Below are 12448 nucleotides of genomic sequence, written 5' to 3'. Positions count from 1 at the left end.
GGTCGATCGATGTCGCTCAGGCATTGCTGCATGACCGAGATGGTGTTGGTGCCTGGTCGAAGCACAGCCATGCTCGCTGTCATGAGTGAGAAGAAGATCGCGCTGGTCACCGGCGCGAACAAGGGAATCGGCTACGAGATCGCTGCCGGGCTCGGCGCATTGGGCTGGAGCGTCGGTGTCGGCGCCCGAGACGAGCAGCGCAGGAAGAACGCCGTGGCGAAACTGCGCGCGGCAGGTGCCGACGCGTTCGGCGTGCCCTTGGACGTGACCGATGACGAGAGCGTCACGGCGGCGGCGCAGCTGATCGAGGAGCGGGCGGGACGCCTCGACGTACTGGTCAACAACGCAGGCACTGCGGGTGATTGGCCCGAAGAGCCTACGACCCTCGACCTCGCGACCGTGCGGCGGCTGGTGGAGACCAACGTCATCGGCGTCATCCGGGTCACCAACGCGATGCTGCCGCTGCTGCGCCGCTCGGCGCACCCGCGGATCGTCAACCAGTCCAGCCATGTCGGCTCTCTGGCCCTGCAGACCACGCCCGGTGTCGACCTGGGAGGGATCAGCGGGGCGTACGCGCCGACGAAGACCTACCTCAACGCCGTGACCATCCAGTACGCCAAGGAGCTGAGCGGCACCAACATCTTGATCAACAACGCCTGCCCCGGCTACGTGGCCACCGACCTCAATGGATTCAGCGGTACCCGGACCCCTGAGCAGGGCGCGGTGATCGCCATCCGGTTGGCTGCTCTGCCGGACGACGGCCCTACCGGCCAGATGTTCGACGACAACGGGGTCGTGCCATGGTGATCTTCTGATCCGTTCCTGCCATCAGCGCCTGGCCCGGCCGCGGGACCGCTGCCGGTGCCGCCCCGCCCCGCCCCGCCCCGCGACAGCATTCCGCACCGTCTTCACCGGCACCCCATACGGACCGCCCGGGTGATGCCACTGCAGAGGCCCGGGCCTATCGTCCTCTTATGGGCGATATTCGCCCAAAGGTCGGGTGAGCGATCGTGCGGCACACGGGCGGGACGGACTGGACGGCCGACCGGGGTCGAGACCGGCTGGACGGGCCCTTGGCCGCCCTCATGGAGGAGACGGGCGCCTCTGTGGGCATGGTGTACCTGCTGGGGTCGGGCGAGCGGGTCCTGCGGCTCGGGTTCGTGGCGGGGGTACCCCCGCCCATCACCGCTCCGTGGGCACGCGTCTCCCTCGACGAGGCCATTCCCGTGTCCGACGCGATCCGCGAGCGGCGGCTCGTCTGGCTGGGCGGCGGCCAGGAGGAGATCGCCCGCCGGTACCCGCGGCTGGGGCTGGTACTCCCGTACGAGTTCCTCCTCGCCGCGACTGCGCTCGCCGACCGCGACGACGAGGTGCGGGGCGGCATCGTCCTCCTGTGGCCGGTCTGGCACCCGCCGCGGCTCAGCGAGCGGGAGCGGGAGGCGATCGACACCTTCGCCCGCCACGCGGGGCAGCGTCTGCGGGAGGCCGCGGTGGAGGGTGGCGCGGAATGGCCGCCCGAAGGTGAGCCGCGCCTCCTCCCGGCACCGGTGCGGCGGCAGGAGGATCCCGCCCGGGCGGCGGCCGCCCTCGACTTCGCCGAACGGATGCCCCTGGGCTGCTGCGCACTGGACCTCGACGGCCAGATCACCTTCATCAACGCGGCAGGCGCCGACCTGGTCGGCAGCGAAGCGTCCCAGCTCCTGGGCAGGCGCCCCTGGGAGGTGCTGCCGTGGCTGCGCGATCCCCTCGTGGAGGACCGCTACCGGGCCGCCGTGGTGGCCCGCCAGCCGACGGCCTTCACCGCGGTCCGCCCACCTGACGTACGCTTGTTCTTCCAGCTCTATCCGGACGAGCACGGCATCAGCCTGCACATCTCCCCCGCCAGATCGGTCACCTCCGGCAAGGCCGACCCCGCCGCTCTCGCCCCCGCCCCGGCTGCGGCGCGGGTGTCGCACGTGGCGCAGGAGCCGGTGGGCGCCCTGGGTCTCTACCACCTGACGCACCTGGCCGCCGCCCTTGCCGAGGCCATCGGTGTCCGCGACGTGATGGAACGGCTGGCCGATCAGATCGTTCCGGCACTCGGCCCGCAGGGCCTGGTACTCATGGCGGTCGAGGAAGGACGGCTGCGGATCATCGGCCACCGCGGCTACGAGCCCGGGTTCATCGAACGGTTCGACGGCGCGCCGCTGACGTCGAGCGTCACCAACGCACAGGTGCTCGCCACCGGTGCCCCGGTCTTCTTCCCCAGCTACGAGGAGTTCCGCCGCGCCCACCCCACCGCGCCGCGCCAAGAGGGACGCAACGCCTGGGCGTTCCTGCCGCTGACCGCCTCCGGCCACCCGGTGGGCTCGCTGGTCCTCTCGTACGACCGGCCCCGGCCCTTCCCGGCGGCGGAACGGGCCCTGCTGACCTCGCTGGCCGGGCTGATCGCCCAGGCACTGGACCGGGCCCGGCTCTACGACGCCAAGCACGCCCTGGCCCACACCCTGCAGACCGGCCTGCTCCCCCACACCCTGCCGGGCGTCCCGAATCTGGAGGTCACCGCTCGCTACCGGCCGGCCGGGCACGGCATGGACATCGGAGGCGACTTCTACGACCTGATCCGACCCACCCCGTCGACAGTCCTCGCTGCCATCGGCGACGTCCAGGGCCACAACGTCAACGCCGCCGCGCTGATGGGTCAGGTCCGCACCGCCGTCCACGCCCACGGCACCGCCGGCGCACCGCCCTCGGAACTCCTCGCCCGGACCAACCGTCTGCTGACCGACCTCGACCCGGGCCTGTTCACCAGCTGCCTGATCGCCCAGATCGACCTCGCGCACGGACGGGCCCGGCTCGCCAGCGCCGGCCATCCGCCGCCCCTGCTGCGGTACCCGGGCGGATCCACCGACGTACTGGAGGTGCCACCCGGACTGCTGCTCGGCATCGAGCCATCCGCCGAGTACCCCACGCGTGAGATCTCCTTCCCGCCGGGCGCGCTCATGGTCCTCTACACCGACGGGCTGGTCGAAACACCCGGCGCCGACATCGAAGCGGCCACCGTGAGCCTTGCCCGGCACCTCGACGGGTCCGGAATGCAGAACCTGGACGATGTGGCCGACACCCTGCTGCGGCACGCCCAACACACCGCGCCCCGCACGGACGACATCGCCCTGCTCCTCATGCGGGCGGCCCGGCAGCCCGAGGCATGAATGGCTCCCCAACGGGCGCGCGAGTCGGTGGAGCTCGCCGCCCCTCTGGCCGTTCCGGCGTTCACCTGCTCCGGGCCGCTACAGGTCGGGCGCTTCGGCGGTCTTCGCGGTGGTAGTGCTCAGCGAGGCGGGCCAGGGCGACGGCACCGAGCATCAGGCCGAAGTCGCGCAGCGCGATGTCGTAGTAGCCGGGGATGGTCAGCAGGTTGACGATGATGCCTGCCAGCCAGCCGGCCACCAGCCAGCCTCCGAAGCGCGGGGCGATGGCCACGACGATGCCCGCGACGATCTCGACCACGCCGACGGCATACATGGCGGCCTGCGCGCTGCCGGGGACGACATCGTCGATCCAGGGCGCGAGGTAGGACGGCCAGTCGACGAGCAGGTTCGTGAACTTGTCGAGTCCGAAGAGGAACGGGGCCGCCGTGAAGCCGGTGCGCAGGATCCAGAACGCTTGGCGTCCGGCTCGGAGAGCTCGGTGCGTCGGCGGGAGACGGGCGTGATGTTCGAGGCTGTCATGACACCCTCCTTCTATCAACAAGCTTCATTAACGATAGAAAGCTCGACGTCGTCTACGAGCGGCGCACCGGACGCACGGGACCCGGCGCAGGCAGGCCGGCCAAGCTCTACCTGCGCTCGGACCGGCACATCGCCGTCAGCCTGCCCGACCGGCGGTACGAGCTGGCCGGGAGACTGCTCGCGCAGGCGATGGAGGAATCGGAGGCCACCGGGGATCCGGTTCGGGCCGTTCTCCACCACAAGGCCGAGGAACTGGGCGAACAACTGGGCCGAGACGCGTCGGAGGGAATCGTCGAGACGCTGGAGCAGCACGGCTTCGAGCCGCGGCGCGAGGGCGACGCCATAGACCTGGCCAACTGCCCCTTCCAAGCTCGGCCCGGCAGCACACTCAGACCGTCTGCGGCATGAACCTCCACCTGCTGCACGGCATCCTCGCCGGACTCGGCGAGGATCGCCTCGAGGCGATCCTGACAGCGGAGCCCGGTCGGTGCTGCGTCCGATTGGAACCGGCCGCCTGAACCCTCACCGATCCACGGTCGGGCCCCGCCACGTCGACAACGGGCAACGCCGCCCCGTTCAGGGGACCGGTGCGGCGGGGTTCGGTGCCGGAGGGGCCGCTTCACGCTGGGTTCGGTGGCCGCGTACGCGAAGACGCCCGGCCGGGATGGTCCCGGCCGGGCGTCTTCGTTGCGTCTGCTGCTGTCCGCTGGTGGCTTAGTACCAGTGGTGGGTCTGCCAGAAGTTCCAGGCACCGACGGGGCTGCCGTAACGGGAGTTCATGTAGTCCAGGCCCCACTTGATCTGGGTGGCCGGGTTGGTCTTCCAGTCGGCGCCCGCGGAGGCCATCTTCGAGGCCGGCAGGGCCTGCACCAGGCCGTACGCGCCCGAGGAGGCGTTCGTGGCGGTGTGGTTCCAGCCGCTCTCACGGGAAACGATGTTGTTGAACGCCGCGAACTGCGCCGGGTCCTTGATCATCTGCTGGGCGATCGCCTTGGCGCTCGTCGGGGCCGCCTGAGCGGGAACCGTGGCGAGCATGGAACCGGCGACACCCACGGCGACGACGGCACCCGCGAGGGTCTTCTTCGAAGCGGCGATACGGCGGATGACGGACTTGGACACAGACAGACCTTCCGAAGACAACAAGGACAGTCGCGGCATGCCGAAGACATGCGTGAGCCACTCACGCAAAGGAGAGGGATTCACCAGCGGCGGAGGTAAGCACCCGTGCCGCCCGGCGACTCATCCAGTTCTACAGACGCCCCCGCCCCCTGGCAACGACCCCACCTACTACGCACCCCCGGAGTCCGGGACCGGCGCCGCCTAAGCACACCGGAAGGGATCCGTGCAGGTGAGAGACGGTACGAGGAAGCGGAATCGCGCCGTGTGAAGGCTACTAGCCCGGTTCGTATGTGACGTGGGCCCTATGGGGCGGGTCACCACCGGGGACCCCGAATCTCACGCCGCGTGACCACACATACCCCCTTCTGCGGAGTGGCCGAACCCGGCCCAAACCCCTGAATCAAAGGAAACTGGCCCGCACCGCCCGGAGCCAGGAGGCCCGCGACAGCACCGAGCGCCGCAGCCGCCCGCGGAGGTCGACTACGGCGCCCGGCGCGAGGTCAGGAGGTGCGCTTCAGGGTCCAGGTGTTGGGGTTGAAGCTGGGGACCGCTGAGTAGCTGCAGCCGCTCGAGTAGTAGGTGCTGGTGATGGTCCAGCCGGCGGGCGGCCACGTGGACGCGCAGGCGTTGACCTGGGTGCCGACCGGGTAGCCTCTGAGGTCCTTGATCTGCTTGGTGTTGGGCGTGAAGCCGGAGCCGCAGCCGCCGCTGTTCCACCACTGGACGTCCACCCAGCCGTCCGGGGTGAGCGTGCTGGAGCACATGTTGAGTGTGTCGCCGGGTGCCGCCGAGGCGGGGCTCGCGGTGATCGCGAGGGCGGTAAGGGCCAAGGTGGCCAGAGCGGCGGCGTAACGGGTGCGGATCACGAGACGTTCCTTTCAGCGCGCTGGGATCGCCGCCGACGGTCGGCAGGCCGTGCCAGGCGCCGTGTCATTGCTATCCGACAAGATCAAGCTACAGAAAGTCACCTTTTGGGCATAACTCTGCGGCGGTTTAAAGCCGTTGCCGATGATTGGCGCGGTTCCCACCGGTTTGGCGACCACGGCACGAACCCCGGCGGCGTACTGGAGGGCATGCCGGTCGACGTCGCAATCCGGCCACAGGGCATGCCCGACGAACCAGAGTCCATCAGGCAAGTCGCTTGTCGGGGGAAGGGCCTCTGTCGGGCTCTGTGACGGAGGTCTTCAGCCGACTGCTGTCGCGGTCAGTGGCTGTGGGATGTTCCGTGCGCCGGTACATCCTGGCGATGGCTGCGCACTGAAGCGCCATGGACAGCGCCATGGCCAGGCAGATGCCGGGCAGCCCCGAACCCGACAGGCCGTACGCAAGCGCGAGTTGGAGTGCCACGCCGCATGAGGTGATCCGCGCGAGGGCCGGGCTGCCGCCGCTGCCCTCGAACACCCCGCCCAGCGCGATGAAGCAAGCGAGAAGCACCAAGTACGGACCCAGGCAGCGCAGATAGAGTGCCCCCGCCTCGGCCACCTCTCCCTCGCCGCCGAAGGCAAGCATGATCCACGGTCCGGCGGCGAGCAGCGTGAGCATGGCCGTGAGTCCGAGTGTTCCGGCAAGGAGCAGTACCTGTCGTCCGATGGCCCGACGCTCGTCATGTCCGGTACCGAGCAGGTGGGCGGTGCGAATGGCGGCAGCCTGGCGTACCGCGTAGAAGGCCATCGTCGCGACGTACGTCGCCTTCGTCGCGACCCCGTATGCGGCGACCTCGCTGACGCCGATCCGGGCGACGATGGCGACGAGTGCGAGCGCCCCCGCCATCCGTGCGACGAAGTCGGCCGACATGGGAAGCCCGGTCGCCGCCGTTCTGCGCGCATCGGCGCCCAGCGAACCGGCCCGGTTCGGGGCCGCGTGGGCTGCCTGCCGCAGTACGCCGTTGCGGTGCAGCGCCACGAAACCGCAAATGAGCGCGACCGTCCGGCCCAGCACGGTGGCGATCGCCGCCCCACGCACCCCGAGGCCGAACCCCAGGATGAACAAGGGATCCAGCCCGAGGATCAGTCCGTTCGCGAGGATCGCGAGCTTCATCGGGGTGCGGGTGTCGCCCGCGCCCTTGAGAATGCCGTCGACGACGTTGGTGGCGAAGAACACCGCGATTCCCGGCAATGCGATCGAGAAATAGCCGGTGGTGAGGGGCAGCGAGTCGCCGCCGCTGCCGCCGAGCACGAGGTGGGCGAGCGGTTCACGGCACAGGTATCCGCCGATGGCGACCAAGGGTGTGACGAGCGCCCACAGGACCCACCCGCCGCGCACGGCGGAGCGCATCGCTGCCGGATCCTCCGCTCCTCTGGCTCGCGCGACGAGCACCGTCGTGCCCGAGCCGGCGACGAGGATGACGCCGAGCAGCAGGTTCTCGACATTCGTGGCGACAGCCACCGCGGCGACGGCGTCCGCGCCGAGCCGTGCCACCCAGACCATGTTGATGATCGCGGCCGTGACCCCCGCGAGAAGCTCGAAGTAGACCGGATACGCGAGCGACACCAGCGTGCGCCGGTGTTCTGCTGCCCCCATGACTGCACCCCTCTTTTCGCTGTACCTCTAATCGAGGTACAGCGAGAAGAGGTAGCATGACGGCGCGGGACGGGCAAGCGCGCCGACAGACGCAGGAAGGGGCACGGGGCATGCTGGAGCTGTCGATTCTGGGTTTCCTCTTCGAGGAGTCCCTGCACGGATACGAGGTGAAAGCCCGTATCCAGGGCCTCAGTGGCCACATCCGCCCGGTCAGTGACGGGGCGCTCTATCCGGCCATCTCCCGGCTGGTGAAAGCGGGTCTGGCCGAGCAGCGCACCGAGCCTGGAAGCGGTGCCGCGCCCCGCCGGATCCTGTCCCTCACCGAGGCGGGCCGCACCGAACTGCTGGCCCGGTTGCGGCACCCCAAGGAAGCCGAAATCACCGATGGGCAGCGCTTCTTCACCCTGCTCGCGTTCCTGCACCATCTCCCGGACCGTGCCGAGCAGGCCGCGGTCCTGCGCCGCAGGCAGACCTTCCTCGACATCCCGGCGAGCTTCTTCTACCGCGACGGCGAGCCCGTACGGGCCGAGGAGGCGCCGGATCTCTTCCGGCAGGGCATGCTGCGCATCGCTCGCGCCACCAGCACCGAGGAGAAGAAGTGGCTGGCCGAGGCAATCGGCAGCCTGGAGAGCTGAGCACAGGCCGGTGGCGGCGCCGATCCCGCCAGGGGTAGCCAGCGGGCCTCGGCGTCGCATCCGAGCGCTCTCTGTCCTTGCGCGCGGCCAGACTTCGGATCCAACTCGTTCAGCAATCGACGGTGGGATGGGCTATGGGGATGGTCGAGGAGCTGTGGCGGGCGGGGGAGATGCCGCTCCGCGACGGGCTGTACCGTCCGGACGACACCGGCTTGGAATTGCATGTCGACGGTCCGGGGGCTTACCACCCGGATGCCGGGCAGCCGATTCCTTTCCGTATCGGAGGGCCGTTCGACGTGGCCGAGGCCATTGAGGAGCACGGCATCGACGAGGTGGACACCTGTTTCGAGAGCCCGCTACCGGACGGATCCGGGTGGATGTCCGGCGGGGGCGGCGGGATGGGCAACATCGGCTACCTCGCCCGCCTCGACGCCAGCCGTTCTTTGCAGTGGGTCGCCGTCATGTTCCGCTCCAACCCGTTCGTCAGGGTGCGCTACGTAGGCATGCGTGCCGTCTTGACCAACGACTGGGGGAACCGGCTGGTGCTTGATCTTGCGAGCCCTGCTCTCGGCTGACCCGCCCCTGCCCAAAACGGCACGCCGAGCTCCGAGCTTCGCCGGCTCATGCCGGTGGCGGGCTGCACGGGCGTCACTTGCGATCACGCAGGAAGGTGGGGATCCCCTCGCGAGTGGGGAAGTTCGGCAGAGGTTCCGGTTCACCTCGGAGGAACGCGGTGACAACGGCGGCGGCTCGGTCGTTGTTGTCGTCCAGGCCGTTCCACATGTGGTGCCCGACTCCGGGCATGTACTGCGTGCGCTGAATGGCGGGGTCGTTGGCGAGGATGGTGGTCGCCCATTGGCGAACCTGCGAAGAACACTCGGCGATCATCAGCATGGCGGGCGTCTCCGAGCGGCTCAGCTGCGGGGCAATGGAGGAGGAGTCCTTCACCGTCTGCTGGATGCGGAGGCTGGCAGCGGGGCTGAAGGAGAAGTTCTGCGGCGTGTCTTCGGACGGGATGCGATGCGCGTCGCGCGCGCAGTAGGCAGATGCGGTGTCGCTGCCGAGGTCGGCGGCGGTGAATGCGTTGTCGCCTTCGGCCTGTCCGATCAGTCCGGTGTCAGGGGCGAGGAGTCCGAGTCGCATGAGGCCGAATGCCACGGCGTACCGGGGGGTGCGCGTTGATCGCGGTCCGGTCATGCTCGGTGCGAGATCGCGTGCGGACGGGCGTCCCTTGTGCCCGGTGATTCCCGATGTGGGGGCGTCCATCGGACCGGGCTCGGCGATGATCGCCCGGTGCAGCTGTGCGGCGACGGAAGGATCAGCCAGGGCGCGGGTGAGCACAACCGCGCCTGACGAGAAGCCGAGGACGTCAGCCTCGCCCTTGCCCAGACGGTGAATGAAGGCGTTGAGATCACGGACCGATCTGGAGATCGCGTACTGGTCCATGGGGAGCAGGTCGCTGCGCCCGCCGCCGGCCTGTTCGTAGGTGTAGACGTCGTAGCCCTGGCCTGCCAGGAGTCGCAGGAACCGGTGGTCGAGTACCGATATGCCGCGGACCGGTCCCCCGTTGAGGTACACGAGCGGGATCGGGTGCCGGGTGCCGGGGTCTGCGGGCGGGTAGTGGTACACGGCGACCCTGCTGCCGGTGTCCAGGCTCCAGTGCTCGGTGGCCACGAAGGGCAGGGCGGGCGGGTACTGACGGGTCGTGGGAACGGTCGGAACGCAGACCGTCGCCGTCAACGCCGCCGCGAGAACCACCGGCACGAACGGCACGAGTCGCCCCGCCCGGACACGACGCCGGCTCCGCCACAGTGCGGCGACAGAAGCAACTCCGAGGGCCGTCAGCCAAGCGGCGAGTCCCGAGCCGGCCCCGTCCGTGAGGACGATCAACACGAGAAAGACAACAACCAGCGCCGCGACGGCAGTCAGCGCCAGCAGTAAGCGTCCGGTGAAGCGGACAAGACGTATGGCGGATGTGGCCATGGCGAGCCCCCCAAGTTTCAGAACATTGTTTCAAAACGACGTTATCAGAAGGAGTAGGCTTCTCGTCATGGGCAGACCGAGGACGAACGACGAGGTGGTCAAAGACCGCCTCGTGGCATGTGCGACCGAGTTGCTGGCGACGGGTTCGCGGGAGTCGGTGACGGTCCGCGCCGTCGCGGCTGCCGCCGGCACGTCGACGACGGCGGTGTACTCCCTGTTCGGCGGCAAGGATGGACTGATCGGAGCGGTACGCGACGGGGCTGTCGCCGGCCTGTTCCAGGACTTGTCGGCGGTGCCGACCACTGAGGATCCCCTCGCCGACCTCTATGCCCTGGCCATCGCATACCGGCTATGGGGATGCGGACACAGCCACCTGTACACGGTGCTGTTCGGAAGGACGCAATCCTTCGATCCATCGGGCGCAGTCGGCACCCGTGACCCCATCCGGCCGCTCATCGCGGCGATCGACCGGGCTGTGACGGGTTCCGTCCTCGCCGGTGAAGCGACGCCGATCGCCCTCTCGCTGTGGGTCACCCTGCACGGACTGGTGACGCTCGAACTGGCTGGGGCCCTCGACGCCCACACGGCCGAGGCCGCCTTCCGATCGGCGATTCCCGCTGCCCTGCGCGGCTGGGCGACCCCCGCGGTGTTCGCCGGCCTTCGCCAAGCCGAATGTGAAGACACCACGTCATCCGAGGCCCGCGGCCCGGCCGCGGGCCCGCCTCGTCGGCGATGAAAATCCCTCTCCGATCGCCGGAGCACAGTGCTGGACAACCGGAGTGGAAAACAATCGGGAATTCCCCGACCTGCTGCGGCTGATCGACGAACGGTCGACCGCCTTCCGCGCCGCGGTCGCCTCCGCGCCCAGCCTCGACGTGCAGGTGCCGACCTGCCCCGAGTGGACGCTGCTCGATCTGGTCCAGCACCTGGGTGGAGGGGACCGCTTCTGGGCCGCCATCGTCGGCCCGGGGCCCGCCGACGCTCCCCCGGCCGAGGCCGCTGCCGCGCGCGCCGCCGTGGCTGCGCCGCGGGAGCGCGAGGCCCTGGTGGCCTGGTCGGCCGAATCGACGCAGCTGCTGCTGAGCGCGCTGCGGGAGGCGGGCCCGGATCACGGCTGCTGGACGTGGTGGGGTAGGTCGCAGTCGCCGCAGGACTCCGGTGGCGTCGCCCGGCACCGGGTCCAGGAGACCGCGGTGCACACCTACGACGACCAGCGCCTGGCCGCACAAGCCCGCCGCCTTCGACTTCCACGCCGCCGAGGGCCACTCCTGGTGCGTCACGGTCGACGGCAATGGCGCACGGCCCACCCGTCTGCCCACAACCGCTACGGGCGAGGGCCCGGACACGGCCGGCGCCTCTGTCCGGGGCACGGCCAGTGAGCCGGTCCTCTTCATCTACGACCGCATCCCGGCGGACTCCGTGCAGATCGACGGAGACGCAGGGCTGATCGACCTGCTCCGCGCCTGGGACCCGGAGGAGTAGGACGTAACGGGGCGCCACCCGCCGCGCCCCACACGGTGGTCATTCCCGAAGTTGTCGTCGTGGCTCAGCAGTTCGTGGCCGCCGTGACGTCCCAGCGGGTGACGTCGCCGCTCTCCTGGGCGACGTAGAGCGTGCCGTCGGCTCCGAAGGCGAGGCCGTGCGGTTCGCAGGCGGGGTCCGGCAGGGGGATTTCGGTGATCCGGCCGTCCGTGGTGACGCGGCCGATGCGGCCGGTAGCCCATTCGGTGAACCAGCACGAGCCGTCCGGTGCCACCGCCACCGCGTGCGGCCGGCACTGCGCGTCCGGCAGTGGGTACTCGGCGAACTCGATGCCGTGCGGGTCCAGTCGGCCGATGCTGCCGCTCCCGATCTGGGCGAACCACAGGGCTCCGTCCGGCGCCGCCGCCAGTCCGACCGGCGCGGCGCCGACCGTGGGCAGCGGGTACAGGCTGACCTCGCCGGTCACGGTGATCCGCGCCAGGGTGTGCGCCTGGTTGAGCGTGCACCACAGCGCGCCGTCGGGGGCGGTGGTGAGAAAGGACGGGTAGGAGTCCCTGCTGGGCAGCGGGTACTCGGTGATTTCGCCGTCACGGGTGATGCGGCCGACTGTTGCGGTGTGCAGCGTGGCGAACCAGAGGGCGCCGTCCGGCCCGGGGGTGATGCCGAATGGTCCGGGGTCAGAGCCCGGCAGGGCGTAGGAGCGGGCTTGGCCGTCGGTGGTGATGTGGCCGATGCGGTGGTCTCGGTTCCGGGTGAACCACAGGGCCCCGTCGGGGCCGGAGGTGATCAGGGTCGGGCCGCAGTCGGATGAGTCGAGCGGGAACTCGTCGATCTGCCCGTGCGGGGTGAGGCGGGCGATGCGTCCGGCGTGCACCAAGGTGCACCAGATGTTGCCGTCGGGGCCGGTGGTCAGTGCGTAGGGGCCGGAACCTGTGGTGGGGAGGGTGTAGGTGTGGATCAGGCGTGCGGGGGTGTGGGGGGTCAAGTGGGGCCTTTCCG

Annotated in this window: 12 protein-coding genes and 1 pseudogene; 7 read left to right on the top strand and 6 right to left on the bottom strand. The window is 69.7% G+C overall.

Annotation, left to right across the window (positions count from 1 at the left end; translation table 11 throughout):
• Positions 1–69 precede the first annotated feature (69 nt).
• Both OG737_RS32530 and OG737_RS32525 read left to right on the top strand, forming a co-directional pair.
• Complete coding sequence (locus OG737_RS32530) at positions 70–807, top strand: SDR family oxidoreductase (RefSeq protein WP_328930545.1); 738 nt, start codon at positions 70–72, stop codon at positions 805–807.
• A 203-nt stretch (positions 808–1010) separates the two neighbouring features.
• Positions 1011–3191, top strand: a complete 2181-nt coding sequence (locus tag OG737_RS32525; protein ID WP_405922324.1) for a SpoIIE family protein phosphatase — start codon at positions 1011–1013, stop codon at positions 3189–3191.
• Between the two features lie 61 nt (positions 3192–3252).
• On the opposite strand, the gene OG737_RS32520 is transcribed toward OG737_RS32525, so the two are convergent.
• Positions 3253–3633, bottom strand: a complete 381-nt coding sequence (locus tag OG737_RS32520; protein WP_328930544.1) for a hypothetical protein — start codon at positions 3631–3633, stop codon at positions 3253–3255.
• A gap of 119 nt (positions 3634–3752) precedes the next feature.
• Between OG737_RS32520 and OG737_RS32515 the strand changes: the two are divergent.
• Positions 3753–4228: pseudogene (locus tag OG737_RS32515) on the top strand (transcriptional regulator); the annotation flags it as partial.
• 196 nt (positions 4229–4424) lie between these two features.
• On the opposite strand, the gene OG737_RS32510 reads toward OG737_RS32515, so the two are convergent.
• The 3 genes from OG737_RS32510 to OG737_RS32500 all read right to left on the bottom strand — a co-directional run bounded on the left by OG737_RS32510 (position 4425) and on the right by OG737_RS32500 (position 7349).
• Positions 4425–4829, bottom strand: a complete 405-nt coding sequence (locus OG737_RS32510; protein WP_328923745.1) for a transglycosylase SLT domain-containing protein — start codon at positions 4827–4829, stop codon at positions 4425–4427.
• Between the two features lie 500 nt (positions 4830–5329).
• Positions 5330–5695, bottom strand: a complete 366-nt coding sequence (locus OG737_RS32505; RefSeq protein ID WP_405922323.1) for a hypothetical protein — start codon at positions 5693–5695, stop codon at positions 5330–5332.
• Between the two features lie 262 nt (positions 5696–5957).
• Positions 5958–7349 carry an MATE family efflux transporter gene (locus tag OG737_RS32500; RefSeq protein ID WP_328929783.1) on the bottom strand — a complete coding sequence of 464 codons (1392 nt, stop codon included), beginning with the start codon at positions 7347–7349 and terminating at the stop codon, positions 5958–5960.
• A 110-nt stretch (positions 7350–7459) separates the two neighbouring features.
• Here OG737_RS32500 and OG737_RS32495 point away from each other — a divergent pair, with 110 nt between their 5' ends.
• Both OG737_RS32495 and OG737_RS32490 read left to right on the top strand, forming a co-directional pair.
• The gene (locus tag OG737_RS32495) at positions 7460–7984 is read left to right on the top strand and encodes a PadR family transcriptional regulator (RefSeq protein WP_405922322.1); all 525 of its coding nucleotides are present in this window, start codon (positions 7460–7462) and stop codon (positions 7982–7984) included.
• A 140-nt stretch (positions 7985–8124) separates the two neighbouring features.
• Complete coding sequence (locus OG737_RS32490; protein WP_405922321.1) at positions 8125–8559, top strand: hypothetical protein; 435 nt, start codon at positions 8125–8127, stop codon at positions 8557–8559.
• A 73-nt stretch (positions 8560–8632) separates the two neighbouring features.
• On the opposite strand, the gene OG737_RS32485 is transcribed toward OG737_RS32490, so the two are convergent.
• The gene (locus OG737_RS32485; RefSeq protein WP_405922320.1) at positions 8633–9967 is read right to left on the bottom strand and encodes an alpha/beta hydrolase; all 1335 of its coding nucleotides are present in this window, start codon (positions 9965–9967) and stop codon (positions 8633–8635) included.
• 67 nt (positions 9968–10034) lie between these two features.
• On the opposite strand from OG737_RS32485, the gene OG737_RS32480 reads away from it, so the two are divergent.
• On the top strand, positions 10035–10703 hold the full coding sequence (locus tag OG737_RS32480) for a WHG domain-containing protein (protein ID WP_405922319.1): 669 nt from the start codon (positions 10035–10037) through the stop codon (positions 10701–10703).
• A 43-nt stretch (positions 10704–10746) separates the two neighbouring features.
• Positions 10747–11346: a maleylpyruvate isomerase N-terminal domain-containing protein gene (locus tag OG737_RS32475; protein WP_405922318.1), complete on the top strand. Its 600-nt coding sequence runs from the start codon at positions 10747–10749 to the stop codon at positions 11344–11346.
• 167 nt (positions 11347–11513) lie between these two features.
• Here OG737_RS32475 and OG737_RS32470 read toward each other — a convergent pair whose 3' ends face one another.
• Positions 11514–12434 carry a virginiamycin B lyase gene (locus OG737_RS32470; RefSeq protein WP_405922317.1) on the bottom strand — a complete coding sequence of 307 codons (921 nt, stop codon included), beginning with the start codon at positions 12432–12434 and terminating at the stop codon, positions 11514–11516.
• Between the last annotated feature and the right edge of the window lie 14 nt (positions 12435–12448).

The organism is Streptomyces sp. NBC_00122, assembly GCF_045160845.1.
In the GTDB taxonomy this organism is placed as follows: domain Bacteria; phylum Actinomycetota; class Actinomycetes; order Streptomycetales; family Streptomycetaceae; genus Streptomyces.
Note: the sequence above shows the minus strand (reverse complement) of the source record. Positions and strands in the feature narration are given on the sequence as shown.

Coding starts and splice junctions, on each gene's coding strand:
- OG737_RS32490 (WP_405922321.1), top strand. CDS start 8,125: ATGGTCGAGGAGCTGTGGCGGGCGGGGGAGATGCCGCTCCGCGACGGG.
- OG737_RS32495 (WP_405922322.1), top strand. CDS start 7,460: ATGCTGGAGCTGTCGATTCTGGGTTTCCTCTTCGAGGAGTCCCTGCAC.
- OG737_RS32480 (WP_405922319.1), top strand. CDS start 10,035: ATGGGCAGACCGAGGACGAACGACGAGGTGGTCAAAGACCGCCTCGTG.
- OG737_RS32485 (WP_405922320.1), bottom strand. CDS start 9,967: ATGGCCACATCCGCCATACGTCTTGTCCGCTTCACCGGACGCTTACTG.
- OG737_RS32500 (WP_328929783.1), bottom strand. CDS start 7,349: ATGGGGGCAGCAGAACACCGGCGCACGCTGGTGTCGCTCGCGTATCCG.
- OG737_RS32530 (WP_328930545.1), top strand. CDS start 70: ATGCTCGCTGTCATGAGTGAGAAGAAGATCGCGCTGGTCACCGGCGCG.